Genomic DNA, 17,959 nt, shown 5'->3' on the forward strand with positions numbered 1-17,959 from the left:
GTAGTTAACGCTTCCGAGGACGTTCATGAACGAATCCACTCCACCGCCGGTTGTGATGCCCGGCGCGAATGCGATGCAGCCCCGCATGGTTCTGTGGTGTATCACCGTGGTTGCGGTGGGGCTCTCACTCTTCCAGCTCTATTCTGCTGGTATCCAGCCCCTTGGGCTTTTCTATCAGCGCAGTATTCACTTAGCGTTGATTATGTTGCTGGCATTTTTGATGTTTCCTGTGTTTGGGCCAACGCGCAAACGTGGAGTGCTGGGGTGGGGCATTGATCTGATTTTCTTTGCTGGAGCTTTGACTACCGGTGGCTATCTGGTGCTCTTTTTAGATGAGATTATCAATCGAGCCGGCTTCTGGAGTGACACCGATATTTTAGTGGCCTGTATTGCGACGGTTACCGTGTTGGAAGCAAGTCGTCGAGCCGTTGGGTTTGGCATGACGGTGATCGGCCTGCTTGCCATTATCTACGCATTTGCAGGGCCTAGGGGTGAACTGCCATGGCTAGGTGAATGGATGCCCGGCATTTTAGAGCATCGTGGCTATACCTTGGAGCGCGTCGCAGGGCAGCTTTATTTAGGACAAGAAGGCATCTTTGGTTTGCCTTTGGGAGTTGCGGCGACCTACATCTTTATATTCGTACTCTTTGGTGCCTTTTTGGAAAGCACTGGCGCTGGCAAGTTTTTTATTGATATGGCCTATGCTGCCACTGGCCGCCAGCGGGGCGGCCCTGCGAAAGCTGCCGTGCTGGCTTCAGCCGGTATGGGCTCTATTTCGGGTAGTGCGATTGCCAACGTGGTGACCACCGGGGCATTTACCATTCCGCTGATGAAAAAGCTGGGCTATCAGCCAAAGCAGGCGGGAGGAATAGAAGCAGCCGCCTCTACTGGTGGACAAATTATGCCGCCTTTAATGGGGGCGGGGGCATTTTTAATTGCGGAATATACCAATACGCCCTATTTGGAAATCGTTAAGATCAGCATTCTGCCGGCGATTATGTACTTTGCAACGGTGTATCTATTTGTCCATATCATTGCATTGAAGCAGGGAATGCAGGGGTTGGCGAAAAGCGAGTTGCCGCAAATGCGCCAAGTCATGAAAGATGGCTGGCACTTCCTGCTTCCTCTAGCGGTGCTAGTGTGGCTGCTAGCGATGAGTATGTCGCCAATGCGCGTGGGGTATTACGCCGTGGTCACCATCATCGCTGTGGCGGTTCTTCGCTATGCGCTTTGGTACTTCTTTATTGCTCCTAAGCAAGGTCAGCCGGTAACCATGAGCCGCACCAAAGGTGTGGTGTGGGCGGGGCTCGTTAAGTTGGTTCAGGGGTTGGAGCTGGGTGCGCGGAATGCCGTTGCGGTTTCTATGGCTTGTGCCGTGGCTGGGATTATTGTCGGCGTTGTGGGTCTGACAGGGTTAGGGTTGAAGTTCTCCTCAATGATGCTGGCTTTTTCTGGTGGCAACCTAGTGTTGGCGTTGGTGATGGTGCTGCTGGCAAGCTTGATTTTGGGGATGGGGCTGCCGGTTACCGCGAGCTATATTGTCTTGATTGTACTGGTGGGCCCAGCGTTGACCGCTGAATTTGGAGTGCCGCTACTGATTGCTCACTTAGTGGTGTTCTGGTATTCCCAGGATTCCAATGTGACACCGCCTATCGCCCTGGCCGGTTTTGCGGGGGCAGCAATTGCAGGCAGTAAACCCATGGAGACTGGCTTCCAAGCTTGGAAATTTGCCAAAGGTCTCTATTTAATTCCGCTATTTATGGTGTTTAATCCAGAAATCATTGTCGGTGGCCCCGTGCCCGTGGTGGTTTGGAATGCGCTGATTGCTATTTTGGCGCTGTGTGCATTTGCTGCCGCGCTTGAAGGTTATCTGTTTACCAAGATGTCTTGGTTACCGCGCTTGGCGATTGGCGCTGCCATTTTCGGGGTTTTCTACCCAAATCTACTAACGGAAATGGCTGGCGTGGTGGTGATGATTGCCGCGATTGGTGCTAACTGGTTTGCCAGCAAGCGAGAACGTCTGCCTATGGGCGGCTAATCGTAGGGTGTTAATGTGCGCCATAAAAAAAGCCCGGAGACCATTAGGTCTCCGGGCTTTTGCTTTGTGCAGGTACGGCTTAGAAAATGGACTCTGCGGTACCAGACCCTTGCGAGCCACTAGCTTCTTCCAGTTCACGACTAATGCGACGTTGCTGGTAGCCGGGAAGATGGTCACGGTGGAAGAGCTCAGAAATACCCCCTGACTGACCATCCGCCAAGCGGTATCCGGTGGTGGGGTCTACCCGTGCGCTAACAACAGTATCCGGGCGTTCGGGGAGTGCTGAGGGGGTGCCTTCTAGTGCATCGCCCATAAAGTCAACCCAGATAGGTAGTGCTGCGTTAGAGCCATATTCAGCGATGGAGTCGTTGCTATCTTTGCCTACCCATACTGTGGTCACTAAGTCGCTGTTAAAGCCTGCAAACCAGGCATCACGCTGGCTATTGGTGGTACCCGTTTTGCCGACGATATCGTCGCGGTTCAGGCTAAGAGCACCACGGCCGGTGCCAGACGTAATGACGTCACGCAGCATGTCGCGCAGAATATAGACTGCAGCTGGGTCAGCTACCCGAGTAGCCACTGGGTACTCTTTGCCGTCGATTTCAACTGTTTCCTGCCCTTCAGCGCAGCTAGGGCAAGCAACCTGAGGCGTTGCCTCATCCACAAGCTCCTCATCATCGTTACGCGTGACGCGTTCGATAAACCATGGTGCGACCTGAAAGCCACCGTTGGCAAGAACGGAATACGCGTTGGTCATTTCCATGGGCGTTAAACTGGCGCTGCCCAAGGCGAGAGATAGCCCGCGTGGTAGGCGGTCGGGAGAGAAGCCAAACCCTTCTAGATAGCGAATAGTATGGTCTAACCCAGTGGTTTGAAGCACACGAATGGTGACCAAGTTACGCGAACGAGCAAGCGCTGGGCGCAAGCGCATCGGGCCTAGGAAGTCACGGCTTGAATTGACTGGGCGCCATAATGAATTACTACCGTCATCTAGTACGACGGGGGAGTCATTGACCACGCTTGCTGCGTTCATGCCGCCGTCTTCTAGGGCTGCAAGATAGATGAACGGTTTAAAGATGGAGCCGGATTGGCGCTGAGCCTGGATGGCACGGTTGAACTTACTGGCATTAAAATCAAACCCGCCTTGTAAGGCCAAAATAGCGCCAGTGCGAGGATCTTGGGCAACCAAAGAGCCTTCGGCGTCGGGGCGCTGCGACAAGCGTAGAGATCCGTCTTCGTTTTCAATCACGCGGACTAAGTCGCCGCGAACAGCAATTTGATCCGCGCTACTTGGTTCGGCACCACGACTGCGTGGGCTCAAATAGGGGCGTGCCCAGTTTAGGCCGCTCCAGGCAATTGTTTGCAGTTCGCCACCGCGAGTAAGTACCTGCATTTCACGGCCGCTGCTCTTAACCACAATCGCTGGCTGAAGCAGGCCATAGTTGGGCGTGCGCTCTAATACTTGCAACCAGTTGCTGACGTCACCATCGACACCCTCAACTTGTGTTTGGCTACGCTCAGCTGCTTGGCGAGCGGTTTGACGAATTTCCGGTGATTCTGAAAGTTCCTCTTCAAGCCCTTGAGTAGCGGTTTGCTCTTGAGCTTCTACCAAGCTGGCTGCGATATCTTGCTGTTCTGAACCGCGCCAGCCATGGCGAAGGTCGTAAGCTAGCAGGCCATTTGCTAATGCTTGGTGGGCATAGGGCTGCATTTCGCTATCAATCGTGGTGTAAATTCGGTAGCCACCGGTATACGCCTTATCTCCAAATCGTTCGATAGCATATTGGCGAGCCATTTCTGAAACATAAGCCGCGTCTACTTCGGTTTGGGTGTAGTGCCGGCGGGCTGTCACCGGCTCCTGCACAGCCGCTAGATAAGCATCATTATCAATATGTCCTAGCTCGCGCATGCGGAACAGAATCCAGTTGCGACGAATAAGCGAGCGTTCTGAATTAGCCAGTGGGTTAAAGGCTGAGGGTGCTTTAGGCAGTCCCGCAATCATTGCTGTTTGAGCCAGCGTTAATTCAGCCAATGGCTTGTCATAATAAGTTTCTGATGCGGCTGCGATGCCATAGGCGCGATGGCCGAGAAATATCTTGTTGACGTAGAGCTCGAAGATTTCATCTTTATCAAGAATCTGCTCCATTTGCAGGGCAAGCAGAATCTCGCGAATTTTCCGCGTGAATGTCTGGTCGAGCGTCAACATATAGTTACGCGCAACCTGCATGGTAATGGTCGAGCCGCCAGACTGAATGGAGCCGCCACTCTGGACCAGTTCAACCGCCGCCCTGGCGATACCACGAGGATCAACGCCTGCATGATCAAAGTAACTGGCATCTTCCGCTGCGATCAGCGCGTTGATCATGTCCTCTGGAATATCAGCGAAGTCGACGGGCATACGGCGCTCTTCGCCAAATTCACCAATGAGTTTGCCATCATTGGTGAAGATGCGAAGTGGTGTATGTAGCTCGAAATCTTGCAACTGGCGTACATCAGGCAGGCCAGGTGAAAAATAGATAGCGGCGCCCACCACTGCCAACACGGTGGCGCCAATGAGCGCAACGATTAGCGAAAAAAGTGACAGGATGAGGGTTCGAAAAAACGTCATGAACAGAGTGCACCCGTGAAAAGGAGAATAGACACGGTAACTAAACGACCGTATCACGCAATTGGCTGCCATTATAGGAAGGCGAGGCAGCAGTCACCAGTGTTGATATGCCGTAATGCCATTCGCGTGTGACTTCACTAAAAATCATGTAACCTCAAAATTCGCACGATAGGCAGGCGGAGCCGAACCCAGGATGCGTTTACTCAAGCCCGGTAAAGGGTTGATTGGTGTCGATATTACATCGGCGACCGTCAAGCTGTTAGAGCTCAAACAGTATAGCGATAGCTACCAAGTAGACAGCTACGCTGTTCAACCGCTGCGCGAAGGTGCAGTTGTTGAGCGCCGCATCCGCGACATTAATGAAGTGGCGAGTGTGCTTCGGCGTACTGTCGAGCATGCAAAGCCCTTTACTCGTAAAGCGGCAGTGGCCGTCCCAGCGAGCGCTGCCATTACTAAAACGCTTACTTTTCCTGCTTCGTTAAGCGAAGAGGAGATCGAAGAGCGAATAACCGCCGAGTCTGACCGCTATATTCCCTTTCCGTTCAGTGAGGTGGCGTTTGATTTTCAGTGCCTAGGTCCTGCTCCTTTCGATGAGAGCCAGCAAGAAGTTGTTTTAGTAGCGTGTCGTCAGCAAGACGTGACTCTGCTTACCGAAACGCTAGAGCGTGCGGGGCTGGAACCTGCCGCTGTCGATGTAGAGACGTTCGCTTTAGAGCGCGCATTGGCCGAGCTACGTAAGCAGTCAAGCGTGGCAAACGACTCAGCTGCTTGTGTGGGGCTATTCGACATCGGGGCCAATATGAGCGCCTTCCATGTCGTGCGGGGTGGGCATATCGTTTATAGCCGTGATACGGCGTTTGGCGGACGCCAGCTAACAGATGCCATCTGCGAGTATTACCACATGAGCATAGAAGAGGCTGGCGTTGCTAAAAAGCATGGTGGTCTTCCTGGCGACTACCAAGAGAAAGTGCTCACGCCTTTTCTAGAAACGGTGGTGCAGCAGGGGAGATGCTCGCTGCAGCTTTATTACACCGCGGGTCGTCAGTATGAGGTGCAACATACTGTACTCGCGGGTGGTTCTAGTGTCATTCCAGGCCTCGCTGAGCGTATTGCTGATGATAGTGGTATGTCGGTGAGTATCGCCAACCCATTGCAACGTTTGCGCATTAACAAACGGCTAAGTGAAGAAGCGTTAAGAAACGCTGCCCCAGCGATGCTAACGGCGGGTGGGTTGGCGATGCGAGTTAGCCAATGAGCATTAATATTAATCTTTTACCCTGGCGTGAGGGGTGGCGAGAGAGACGGACGCGGCAATTTTACGGTGTTATGTTGTTTATGTTGCTGCTGGGCGTGGCGTGTGGCGTTGTGGTATTGCACGTATATCAACAGCAGTTAGCTGCCCAGCAGCAGCGCAATGCCCATATCGCTACTGGTATTGAGCAGTTAGACAATGAAATCGCTGATGTACAACGCTATCGGGGCGATATCGGGCGGTTGGAAGAGCAACTGGCGCTGTTCCACACGCTTAATAACGAACGCATGAGTACAGTGAGGCTGTTTAACGATATTGCTGCTAGCGTCGCCGATGGGGTTGTCTATCAGCGTCTGTCACGTAGCGGACAGCGAATCAGTCTTTCAGCGGTTGCCAGTAATGAACGTCAGGTCTCTGAGCAACTACGCCAAATTGCAGCTATACCAGGGTTAGGCGTACCGCTGTTTTCCGAGGTTGCTAGTGGCCAAGATGACAGTCGGCGTGTTTTCCAGTTTGAAGTAAGGCAACTGTCTCCTGAAGAAGCCGTTTCCATGGAGGCGGCACCATGACGCCTATCCGTGAACGCATAAAAAATGATTGGCTGCGTCTGCGCAGCGTTGAATGGCAATCGTTGGATATCAAAGAAGCAGGTGAATGGCCTTGGCTGCTTAAAGCCGTGATAGCGGTACTTGTTTTTTTAGTTGCTCTATTAGCTATCAACGGGTGGCTGGTGGGGGAGGCTCGCGATTCGCTTGCAGCAGAGCAGCGTCAAGAGGAGCGTCTGCTGGTCGAGTATCGACGCAAAGCGTCTGAAGCCGCTTTTCTGCCGGATATTCGCAGTCAGTTGGCTGCTCTTGAAAATCAAATGGTGCAGATGCAGGCGATGCTGCCTACCAGTGCAGAAATTCCTTCTTTATTAGATAGCATCAGTGATGCCGCTATCGAAAATCGACTAACCATTGAAACTATCCGTTTGCGACCTACGGTGAGTAACACGCACTATATAGAGCACCCCTTAGATATACAGGTACGCGGTGATTACCATGCATTGGCGCAGTTTGTTTCGGACATTAGCGGTTTGGCGCGAATTATTACCCAGCACGATTTAACACTAGCGCCTGTTGATCAGAGTGGCGACACGCTACGCATGTCGCTGCTTGCACGCACTTACAGCGAAAAGGCTGCACCATGAAGCGTTTGGTAGGCCTGCTGTGTATTGCTGGCTTAGCTGGCTGCAGTGACCCTCAGCTGGGGCAGTTAGATCAAACCCTTGCAGAAATACGCCGTACTGCTGATGGGAAAGCGCCCGAGGTAGTGGAGGAATTGCCAACGTATCAGTCGCTCGATTATCGCTTTAGCGATGCGCGCAGTCCCTTCTTAGCACCGGAGGATGTGCGCGAAAACGTATTGCAAGTGGAGCAGGCAGTGAGCGAGTTTGCCCCCGAACAGCAGCGCGCTCAAGAGCCTTTAGAGCGTTTTCAACTCCAGACGTTGCGCTTAGTGGGTACGCTACGTATGGGGGCGCAGCAAGTTGCATTGATTGAGCCTCCCGAAGGGGAGGTTGTTAGTGTTCGAGAAGGTGATTATTTAGGCACCAACCATGGCCTTATTAACCAGATTGAACCACAAGGAATCACTATTGTTGAACGTGTTTTTAGCCCTCAGCAAGGGTGGCAGCAACGCCAGGTAACGCTCACCCTTGAGGAATAGCTTCTTCACTCGCTATCAGATATGGATATCGCTTATGGCTGCTATATGTTATCGAACGTTGCTGTTATTAATTGCGGTAGTGCCATCGGTCTGCATGGCATCAGTGCTTACTAATGTCGATGTGCGCCAAACTCATAGCGGTGACGTTGAGCTAGTGCTGCAGTTCAGTGGCGGCGTTGCCCAGCTAAGTGGCTATCGATTAGATGCACCTCCTCGTCTAGCGCTGGATTTGGCAGATACACAAAGTGCGCTTGCCCAACGCCGTATCGGCGTCAGTAGTGGTGTTGTTGAACAAGTGACGGTGTTAGAGGGCAGTGGGCGGACGCGTCTCGTGGTTGATTCGAATGAATCCCTTGATTATACCGCTCAAGTAGTCGGTGAGCAGTTAAGAGTCACGCTAGCATCAGGTAGTTCTGTATCTATGCCGGCACCCCAAGCGACTAACGCTATCCAGACTTCCCCGTTCATCCAGGGGCCGCGTGTTGAAAATATTGATTTCCGGCGTGGAGGTGATGGTGCAGGGCGTGTCGTGGTGACATTTGATCGTGCTGGTGTGGTCGCTAATGTGCATGAAGGTAGTGAGGGCAGCATTATTGCGGAGCTGCGTAATGTGGCGCTGCCTGATGCGCTTAACCAGGTTTACGATGTCACTGATTTTGCGACGCCGGTTACCCGTATTACCCCTCATCTTGGACAGCGTGATGTGCGGCTGGAGCTACAAACGAACGGCCCCATCGCGATGGCTTCATCGCAAAGCGGGCGTACGTTGACGATTGAAGTGCAGCCGGTGAGTCAAGCTACACAACAGCAGCGAGAGCAGCAGGGAATATCTTTTACCGGAGAGCGGTTAAGCCTGAACTTTCAAGATATTGAAGTGCGTGCAGTGCTGGCTACTCTGGCAGAGTTTACTGGCCTAAACCTAGTGGCCAGTGATAGCGTTGCTGGACGCATTACGCTTAACTTGAACGATGTTCCCTGGGATCAAGCGCTAGCGCTGATCTTACAAAGCCAAGGGCTGGCAAGTCGGGAGCAGGGTAATGTGATCGTAGTGGCGCCTGCCAGCGAGCTAGCGGCTCTTGAACGGCAAGAGATAGAAACACGCAATCAACGCCAAACGCTTGCGCCATTAGTCACTGAGTTCATTGAGATAAAGTACGCCCGCGCCGAAGACCTTGCCCAGCTGTTACGTGGTGGCGATGGCTTTGGGCTGTTAACTGACCGAGGGCGAGTCAGTATTGATCAGCGTACTAATATGTTACTGGTACAAGATACTGCAGAGCAGGTGCGCGCTATTATCGGCACTTTAGATCGCTTGGATGTCGCCGTCCGTCAGGTGCAAATTGAGGCAAGAATTGTCATTGCCCGAGATACTGCATCTCGGGAGTTAGGGATTAACTGGGGCGCGTCGAGTACTCGCGGCTTTTTAGAAAACGATGATGGCACGTTTTCTCGGCGTAATATTAACCCTAACAACATTAACCGTGCTCAGGGTGGCCTCGCAGTAGATCTAGGTTCAGTGGCTGCTGCCAACACGGGGTTTAGTTTTGGTTATCTATCAGGGGACGTGCTGCTAGATCTTGAGCTGCGAGCGCTGGAAAGTGAGGGCAAAAGCCAGACGATTTCTCAGCCCCGAGTGATCACAGCTAACCAACGAACAGCTATTATTCGTCAAGGCGAAGAGCGGGCTTTTCAGAGCGTAGATACAGAAGGGAATCCAGATACAGAGTTCAAGGAGGCTGAACTCTCCTTGGAGGTAACGCCACAAATTACTCCGGATAACCGCATCATTATGGATTTGGTGATTAAAAACGATAGCTTCCGGGAAAGTGAGTTTGGTGGTGAGCCGCCGATTGATACCAACCAGATAGAGACTCAAGTGTTGGTCGATAATGGGCAAACGGTAGTGTTAGGCGGTATTTTGACAACAGAGCAGTTGAGCCAAATAGCGAAAACACCGCTGCTAGGAGATATTCCTTGGCTTGGGCGGCTATTCCGCTATACCGAAGAGAGCAATGAAAAGGTAGAGTTATTGGTCTTTATTACTCCACGACTACTTGATGATGGTTTGGCGGTTCGCTGATGCAAGAGTTACCCAATATTTTTTTAATTGGCCCCATGGGGGCTGGCAAGAGCACGATAGGCCGCTTACTCGCGGCTGAGTTGTCGCGCTCGTTCTTTGACAGTGATCACGCCATACAAGACCGCTGTGGTGCGGATATCCCCTGGATTTTTGACGTTGAAGGTGAACCCGGCTTTCGTCAGCGCGAAAGCCAGATGATTGACGAGCTCACTCAGTTATCTGGTGTGGTAGTGGCTACCGGCGGTGGCGCAGTGCTGCGCGAAGAGAATCGACGTGCTCTGCGTGAGCGAGGCGCCGTGGTTTATTTGCTGACCACCGTTGACCAGCAACTAAAGCGCACTGCCAAAGATCGAAATCGACCGCTATTACAGTGTGATAATCGTGAACAGGTGCTGAACGACATGTTCGCCACACGAGATCCGCTGTATCGAGCAACATCTGATATTACGGTGCGCACGGATCGGCGCAGCCCACGTGCGGTGGTCAACGAAATTCTGCGTCGTGTCCATCGCATGGTGGACCCTTTAGAAATTGCGCGGGCTCAAAGTAAAAAGGTATCACAATGACTGAAATGACAAGTGCCCAGCGTACGCTAACTGTCGCATTGGGTGAGCGTAGCTACCCGATCCATATTGGTGTTGGGCTTCTAAAACGCGCCAATGTGCTGGAGCCGTATCTCGCGGGTCAGCAGGTGATGGTAGTCACCAATGAGACTATCGCACCGCTTTATTTAGAAACGCTTTGCGCCGGTCTGCCTGGTCATTTAGACATTCGCACGGTAGTGCTGCCTGACGGGGAGCAGTATAAAACCATCGAGCAGGTAAGTCGGATTTGGGACGCGCTGTTAGAGGCCGGCTTCAATCGTCGCTGTACGCTGATTGCCTTAGGGGGAGGTGTGATTGGCGATATGGTCGGTTATGCGGCGGCAGCTTATCAACGTGGCGTTGCCTTTATTCAGGTGCCTACTACGTTATTATCCCAGGTAGACTCTTCGGTGGGTGGGAAGACCGGTGTTAACCACCCGCTGGGTAAAAATATGATTGGTGCTTTTTGGCAACCAAAAGCCGTCATCGTGGATATCGACACTTTGACCACTCTGCCTAGCCGGGAGCTTTCCGCAGGCTTGGCAGAAGTGATCAAGTACGGGTTAATCCGTGATGAGCGCTTCCTAAGCTGGTTAGAAGAGCATATGCAGGCACTACGTAGTGTTGAGCCTGCAGTGATTGCTGAAGCGATTGCTCAGAGTTGTCAAATTAAAGCCGACATTGTGGCGGATGACGAAACTGAGCAGGGCGTTCGCGCGTTGCTGAACCTGGGGCACACGTTCGGTCATGCTATTGAAGCTCATCAAGGTTATGGCAACTGGTTGCACGGTGAGGCCGTGGGTGCAGGTATGGCGATGGCAGCAACGCTCTCGCATCAGCTTGGCTGGATAGATAGCAATGCACTCGCGCGTGCTAAGGCGGTTGTTGAAAGCGCTGGACTACCGCTAGCCGCACCTGCCGGAATGTCTGTAGATGACTTTTTAGCCCGCATGAAGCTAGATAAGAAGAATATTGATACTCGTCTACGTTTGGTGCTGCTCAATGCCCTGGGTGACGCCTGCGTAAGTGACGCCACGCCGCCTGATATGCTGCGTGAGCTACTTCATCACTATCCGCGCGACTAAATGCCTAGGCGTATTGGCTATAAACAATCAAAAGCCAGTATGGGGAATCAGTACTGATAAGCGGTACTGATAAACAGTGCTTATAAATAGTACTGATAGACCGTATTGCTAAACAGTTTTACAAACAAAGCTGCACAGAAAACCCACCATCGCGTGGGTTTTTTGTTGTCTGGCCGTTAAGTGATGATCGTTCTGCATGTAATCCGTATGCCTTATGCGCTATCGGCATGGGTTTTTTGAGCCAATTGATACTAAAGTCTAGTTATGTATTCAAATCGTTTAAAAATCGTTTAGTTGCTTTGCAAGTGGTTGAAGTTAATATGTTTTTTTTATTAAGCGCGAATGCAAATGTAAGATTTGACAAGGTTTTTTAAGGATTGGCTGGTTCTGGGTGATTGCGCTACATGCAGGCAAATCGCTATGCTGAGCGACCTTTTCTTGAAGCGGTGGAAGCGGGAAATGCCCTGTTTTTAATGGGTAGTAAGAAGTCAAAAATAAGAAAAACCCGTTACGATAACATGAAAACACTGCTAAGTAAATACGCTGACTAGAGGCACGCCCATGAATAGAGGTCTTCACCAGCCTGGCGAGTTTCGCGATAACTGTGGCTTTGGCCTTATTGCCCATATGGAAGGGCAGGCCAGCCACGACTTGCTGAAAACTGCTATTGAATCACTTACCTGCATGACCCATCGCGGCGGTATTGCGGCAGACGGCAAAACCGGTGACGGTTGCGGCTTACTGCTGAAAATGCCGGTGCAATTCATGCGCGCTGCCGCGAAGCAAGCGCTTGATGCGGAGCTTGGCGAGCGCTTTGCTGTAGGCGTCATCTTTTTGCCAGATGACGATACGCGTGCCGCTCATGCTAAAGAAACCCTTGAGCGCGAACTAAGCAGCCGTGGTTTAGATGTATTGGGCTGGCGCGAAGTGCCCACCGACTCTAGTGTATGTGGCCCAATGGCGCTGGACTGTCTGCCGCGCATTGAGCAGCTGTTTGTTCAGCCAGCTAGTAGTGGAAATTCAGGCAGTGATCGCTTCGATGTTGATCTGTTTATGGCGCGCCGTTATGCAGAGCAAGCGCTACGTAGCGATGAAGACTTTTATGTTGCTTCACTCTCATCAGAAGTTGTTTCCTATAAAGGCTTAGTCATGCCGGAAGATTTGCCGGCATTCTACAAAGACCTGAATGATCCAAGTCTGGAAACCGCCATTTGCGTGTTCCACCAGCGTTTCTCTACTAACACTGCACCGCGCTGGCCGCTAGCCCAGCCATTCCGCCTGCTGGCTCATAATGGCGAGATCAATACGATTGAAGCCAACCGCGGCTGGGCGAACTCTCGTAAAGCCAATTTTGTTAACGAGCGCTTGCCTGATATTGCTGAGCTTGACGAAATCGTCAATACCACTGGGTCAGACTCCTCAAGCATGGATAACATGCTGGAAGTGCTGCTGACTGGCGGTATGGAGCTACATCGTGCGGTGCGCATGATGGTGCCGCCTGCTTGGCAAAACGTTGAGACCATGGACGCCGAGTTACGCGCGTTCTATGAATACAACTCCATGCACATGGAGCCTTGGGATGGCCCGGCCGGTGTGGTAATGACCGACGGTCGTCAAGCTGTTTGTATGCTGGATCGCAACGGCCTTCGCCCCGCGCGCTGGGTGATTACCAAGAATGGCTACATCACGCTAGCGTCTGAAATTGGCACTTATGGTTATCGCCCTGAGGATGTCGTCGCTAAGGGGCGTGTTGGCCCAGGCCAGATGCTGGCGGTAGACACTCAGACTGGCGAAGTACTGCACACCCAGGATATCGATAACCGCCTGAAGTCAGCTTATCCCTATAAGCGCTGGCTCAAGCAGGAAGCCCATTACCTAGAGTCAGCGCTGACTGAGCTTGCGCGTTTCCAGACAATGGACACTGACGCGCTTAATGTTCAGCAGAAAATGTTTCAGGTGAGCTTTGAAGAGCGTGATCAGGTGCTGCGCCCGTTGGCAGAAAGTGGCCAGGAGGCGGTTGGCTCGATGGGTGATGATACCCCCATGGCGGTGTTGTCTAGCCGTCCGCGTCTGCTAACTGATTTCTTCCGTCAAAAGTTTGCCCAGGTGACCAATCCGCCGATTGACCCCTTGCGTGAAGCGATTGTTATGTCGTTGGAGACTTGCTGTGGTGCGGAGCTGAACGTCTTTAAGGCAACGCCTGAGCATGCTCACCGCTTGATTTTGACAACGCCGGTGCTGTCACCACGTAAATTTACTGCGCTGGTCAGCCAGGATGATCCTGCCTTTGCTAGCCACACGCTGTCACTCGGGTACGACCCGGAGCACACCAGTTTGCAGCGGGCAGTCACCTTGCTTTGCCAGGAAGCTGAAGCGCAGGTAAAAGCGGGCAAGGTGATTCTGGTGTTGACCGATGCTGACCTTCCCAAAGGGCAGTTGCCCATCCAGGCGGCTTTAGCAGTGGGAGCCGTTCACTCTCATCTTGGTCGTTTGGCGCTGCGGCCGAACGCCAACATTGTGGTGGAAACCGGCTATGCAAGGGATGCCCACCAAATGGCAGTGCTGTTTGGCGTGGGCGCAACGGCTGTGTACCCATGGCTTGCTTACCAAGTGATGGCGGATATGCATCGCACCGGTGAGCTAACTGGCAACCCTGCTGATGCTCGTGAGAATTACCGCAAAGGTCTGCAGAAAGGGTTGTTCAAAATTCTTTCGAAGATGGGTATTTCAACGTTAGCTTCATACCGCGGCTCTATGCTGTTCGAAGCGGTGGGGCTATCCGATGAGATCATGGATACCTGCTTTGTCGGCATGGCATCACGCATTCAGGGCGCTGGCTTTGCTGAGCTGCAAATGCAGCAAGAGCTGCTGGCGAAGGATGCCTGGATTGCCCGCAAAGGCATCTCCCAAGGCGGTATGCTGAAGTATGTTCATGGCTACGAATATCACGCCTACAACCCCGATGTCGTGAAGTCGCTCCAGGCGGCGGTGCAAGAAGGCAGCTACGCAAAGTGGAAAAAGTTTGCTCAGTTGGTCAACGAGCGTCCGGTTGCCACTATTCGTGACTTGCTTAAGCTCAAACCTGCTGCAACGCCCATTCCGTTAGAGGATGTTGAGCCGATTGAGGCGCTGATTCCGCGCTTTGATAGCGCCGGTATGTCGCTAGGTGCGCTTTCTCCGGAAGCCCATGAGGCGTTGGCCCAAGCAATGAATGAGTCGGGCGGGCGCTCCAACTCCGGCGAGGGTGGGGAAGACCCAGCCCGTTACGGCACCATCCGTAGTTCGAAAATCAAGCAGATTGCTTCTGGCCGCTTCGGCGTTACCCCAGCCTATTTGGTCAATGCGGAAGTACTGCAGATCAAAGTTGCCCAGGGTGCCAAACCCGGCGAAGGTGGTCAGCTGCCGGGCGGTAAAGTGAACCAGTTGATTGCCCGGTTGCGCTACGCGGTGCCAGGTGTGACGCTGATTTCACCGCCGCCACACCACGATATCTACTCGATTGAAGACTTGGCGCAGCTGATTTTCGACCTTAAGCAAGTCAATCCAGATGCCCAGGTTTCCGTAAAATTGGTCTCTGAGCCAGGTATTGGCACTATTGCCACTGGTGTGGCGAAGGCCTATGCGGATCTGATTACCGTTTCTGGTTACGACGGTGGTACTGCGGCAAGTCCATTGACCTCTATTAAGCACGCGGGCTCCCCTTGGGAGCTTGGGTTACCTGAGGTGCACCAAGCACTGCGTATTAACGGCCTGCGCGACAAAATTCGCCTGCAGACCGATGGTGGTCTCAAAACGGGTCTTGATGTCGTTAAGGCGGCGATTCTGGGGGCTGAAAGCTTTGGCTTTGGTACGGCGCCGATGGTGGCGCTGGGCTGTAAGTACCTGCGTATTTGCCACCTGAATAACTGCGCCACCGGCGTAGCGACGCAAGATGATTTCCTGCGTGGCGAGCACTTCCGCGGCACTGTCGATATGGTGAAAAACTACTTCCGCTTTATTGCTGAAGAAGTGCGTGAACTGATGGCGATGCTAGGGGTGTGCCAGTTGACGGACCTGATTGGCCGCACCGATCTGCTTGAAGTGTTGGAAGGCAATACGGCCGCTCAGCGTAAATTGGATCTAACCCCGCTGCTTTCGAATGATTTTGTGCCTGCAGATGCACCGCAGTTCTGTAAGGTGAGTCGTAATGTGCCCCACGATCCAGGCGCTAAGAACCAGGAAGTGCTGGCAGCACTAAAAGAGGCCATTGAAAGTCAGTCTGGCGGAGAGTTTGATTTCACCATCACTAACTGTGACCGCAGCGTAGGTGCATTGAGTTCTGGCGCGATTGCCAAACGCTACGGTGAAGATGGCTTGGAATCAGCCCCGGTCACTGCGCGCTTTACCGGGGTAGCTGGCCAAAGCTTCGGGGTGTGGAACGCCCGTGGCTTAAATCTCTATCTCGAAGGCGATGCCAACGACTACGTGGGCAAAGGCATGAACGGTGGCAGCATTGTGATTGTGCCGCCCAAGGTTAGCCAGTTTGAAAGTCACAAAACCGCCATTATCGGTAACACCTGTCTGTATGGTGCGACGGGCGGCACGCTGTTTGCCGCAGGTACTGCGGGTGAGCGTTTTGCCGTGCGTAACTCTGGGGCTACTGCTGTTATTGAAGGCGCAGGTGACCACTGTTGTGAATACATGACCGAGGGCTTGGTCTGCGTATTGGGTGAAACGGGCGTTAACTTTGGCGCGGGCATGACCGGAGGTTTTGCTTACGTCCTGGATGAAGACCGTACCTTTGTGGACAAGTACAACCACGAGCTGGTCGAAATCCACCGGGTCAATACCGAAGCGATGGAAGCGTATCGCCGTCATTTGCGTGAAATGATCGAAGCCTACGTTGCGGCGACAGGCTCCGCTCGGGGCGCGGCGATTCTGGAAGACTTCGGCGACTACGCGCGCCACTTCTGGCTAGTGAAGCCAAAAGCGGCGAGCTTGGGTAGTTTGCTGAATCAATCTCGGCGTCAGCCGGAATAACCCGCCAGAGCCTACGCTTCGAGGAGAGAGATCATGGCTAACCGTTTAAATAACGATTTCCAGTTTGTAGATGTGGGTCGTCAAGACCCACAGAAAAAAGCCGCACACACACGGTCAAAAGAGTTCGCTGAAATTTACGAGCCCTTTAAGCCCACCGATGCGGCGAGTCAGGCGCACCGTTGCCTGCACTGCGGCAATCCGTACTGCGAGTGGAAGTGCCCGGTACATAACTACATTCCCAACTGGCTTCAGCTAGTGGTGGAAGGCAATATTATTGAAGCAGCCGAGCTTTCACACAAAACCAATTCGCTGCCGGAAGTGTGTGGCCGCGTGTGCCCGCAAGATCGTTTGTGTGAGGGCGACTGTACGCTGAACGACGGCTTTGGTGCGGTTACCATTGGGTCGGTAGAGAAGTACATTACCGACACCGCGTTTGCGATGGGTTGGCGTCCGGATATGTCTAAGGTGGAGTGGACCGATAAGAAGGTCGCCATCGTAGGTGCCGGGCCTGCGGGTCTTGGTTGCGCTGATATCCTGGCACGTAATGGCGTCAAACCCGTCGTATTTGATAAGTATCCCGAGATTGGCGGTCTGCTTACCTTCGGTATTCCAGAATTTAAACTGGAAAAGAACGTGATGGAGCGTCGCCGCGCCGTCTTTGAAGAGATGGGCGTCGAGTTTCGTCTGAATACCGAAATTGGTACCGACATCGAATTCGATACGCTGCTGCAGGAGTACGATGCTGTTTTCCTGGGTATGGGGACTTACAAGTACATGGAAGGTGGCTTCCCCGGCGAAGATTTACCTGGCGTGTATAAAGCGCTCGATTTCCTGATCGCCAACGTTAATCGTCGCTTAGGCTTTGAAAAAGATCCTAACGACTTTATCTCGATGGAAGGTAAACGTGTGGTGGTGCTTGGCGGTGGTGATACGGCGATGGATTGTAATCGGACCTCGATTCGCCAGCACGCCGACAGCGTGATCTGCGCTTATCGCCGTGATGAAGAAAACATGCCCGGTTCCCGCCGTGAAGTTGCTAATGCGCGAGAAGAGGGCGTTGAGTTTCTGTTCAACCGCCAGCCGGTTGCGGTGGTAGGTGAAGAGCAGGTCGAAGGGGTTAAGGTCGTGCGTACCCGTTTGGGTGAGCCCGATGAAAACGGCCGTCGACGTCCTGAAGTGGTGCCTGGGTCTGAAGAAATTATTGCCGCCGACGCAGTAGTGGTAGCTTTCGGTTTTCAGGCAAGCCCGGCACCGTGGTTCGATAGCGCCAATATCCAGGTCGATGAGCGTGATCGCGTAAAAGCGCCAGAGCATGGCCAGTACGCCTACCAAACCAGCAATGCGAAAATTTTTGCTGGTGGCGATATGGTGCGCGGCTCTGATCTGGTGGTCACCGCGATTTACGAAGGCCGCCAAGCTGCTGAGGGGATTTTGGATTACCTAGGCGTTTAGTTTTGATAGTGAGGGGCGTCTTCGCCCCTCTGCCACCTGCAGTTCAAATTGAGCCTTTAGGCGTACTCTGCTATTCTGTCATCCCATCCTGGTGTGGCTTTCTGTTACGCCTTTTGATCACGTTTCGACAG

11 protein-coding genes are annotated in these 17,959 nt (G+C 52.9%); 10 read left to right on the plus strand and 1 reads right to left on the minus strand.

All coding sequences use genetic code 11. The features are described from left to right. Window positions 1-25: 25 nt before the first annotated feature. A complete protein-coding gene (locus K7H08_RS04145; RefSeq protein WP_198348597.1) occupies window positions 26-2,038 on the plus strand; it encodes a TRAP transporter permease in 2,013 nt (670 codons plus the stop codon). 79 nt (window positions 2,039-2,117) lie between these two features. On the opposite strand, the gene K7H08_RS04150 is transcribed toward K7H08_RS04145, so the two are convergent. Further along, window positions 2,118-4,646, minus strand: a complete 2,529-nt coding sequence (locus K7H08_RS04150) for a penicillin-binding protein 1A (protein WP_198348596.1) — start codon at window positions 4,644-4,646, stop codon at window positions 2,118-2,120. 193 nt (window positions 4,647-4,839) lie between these two features. Between K7H08_RS04150 and pilM the strand changes: the two genes are divergently transcribed. From pilM to K7H08_RS04195, 9 genes are all read left to right on the plus strand, one after another. Then, complete coding sequence (pilM, locus tag K7H08_RS04155) at window positions 4,840-5,901, plus strand: type IV pilus assembly protein PilM (protein ID WP_231657281.1); 1,062 nt, start codon at window positions 4,840-4,842, stop codon at window positions 5,899-5,901. Continuing rightward, entirely contained in the window at window positions 5,898-6,467 is a 570-nt protein-coding gene (locus K7H08_RS04160; protein ID WP_231657282.1) for a PilN domain-containing protein, read from the plus strand. Before pilM ends, K7H08_RS04160 begins: the two co-directional genes overlap by 4 nt. After that, window positions 6,464-7,090, plus strand: a complete 627-nt coding sequence (locus K7H08_RS04165) for a type 4a pilus biogenesis protein PilO (protein ID WP_231657283.1) — start codon at window positions 6,464-6,466, stop codon at window positions 7,088-7,090. The genes K7H08_RS04160 and K7H08_RS04165 overlap by 4 nt, the downstream gene beginning before the upstream one ends. Next, window positions 7,087-7,608: a pilus assembly protein PilP gene (locus K7H08_RS04170; RefSeq protein WP_198348592.1), complete on the plus strand. Its 522-nt coding sequence runs from the start codon at window positions 7,087-7,089 to the stop codon at window positions 7,606-7,608. Before K7H08_RS04165 ends, K7H08_RS04170 begins: the two co-directional genes overlap by 4 nt. 34 nt (window positions 7,609-7,642) lie before the next feature. Next, on the plus strand, window positions 7,643-9,688 hold the full coding sequence (gene pilQ, locus K7H08_RS04175) for a type IV pilus secretin PilQ (protein ID WP_231657284.1): 2,046 nt from the start codon (window positions 7,643-7,645) through the stop codon (window positions 9,686-9,688). Beyond that, window positions 9,688-10,254, plus strand: a complete 567-nt coding sequence (gene aroK / locus K7H08_RS04180) for a shikimate kinase AroK (protein WP_038481630.1) — start codon at window positions 9,688-9,690, stop codon at window positions 10,252-10,254. Before pilQ ends, aroK begins: the two co-directional genes overlap by 1 nt. Further along, a complete protein-coding gene (aroB, locus tag K7H08_RS04185) occupies window positions 10,251-11,357 on the plus strand; it encodes a 3-dehydroquinate synthase (RefSeq protein ID WP_120385698.1) in 1,107 nt (368 codons plus the stop codon). Before aroK ends, aroB begins: the two co-directional genes overlap by 4 nt. 561 nt (window positions 11,358-11,918) lie before the next feature. Continuing rightward, the gene (gene gltB / locus K7H08_RS04190) at window positions 11,919-16,376 is read left to right on the plus strand and encodes a glutamate synthase large subunit (RefSeq protein ID WP_231657285.1); all 4,458 of its coding nucleotides are present in this window, start codon (window positions 11,919-11,921) and stop codon (window positions 16,374-16,376) included. 33 nt (window positions 16,377-16,409) lie between these two features. After that, window positions 16,410-17,828, plus strand: a complete 1,419-nt coding sequence (locus K7H08_RS04195) for an FAD-dependent oxidoreductase (RefSeq protein WP_120385696.1) — start codon at window positions 16,410-16,412, stop codon at window positions 17,826-17,828. Window positions 17,829-17,959: the final 131 nt, after the last annotated feature.

It is taken from the genome of Halomonas sp. IOP_6, from assembly GCF_021151565.1.
In the GTDB taxonomy this organism is placed as follows: domain Bacteria; phylum Pseudomonadota; class Gammaproteobacteria; order Pseudomonadales; family Halomonadaceae; genus Vreelandella; species Vreelandella alkaliphila.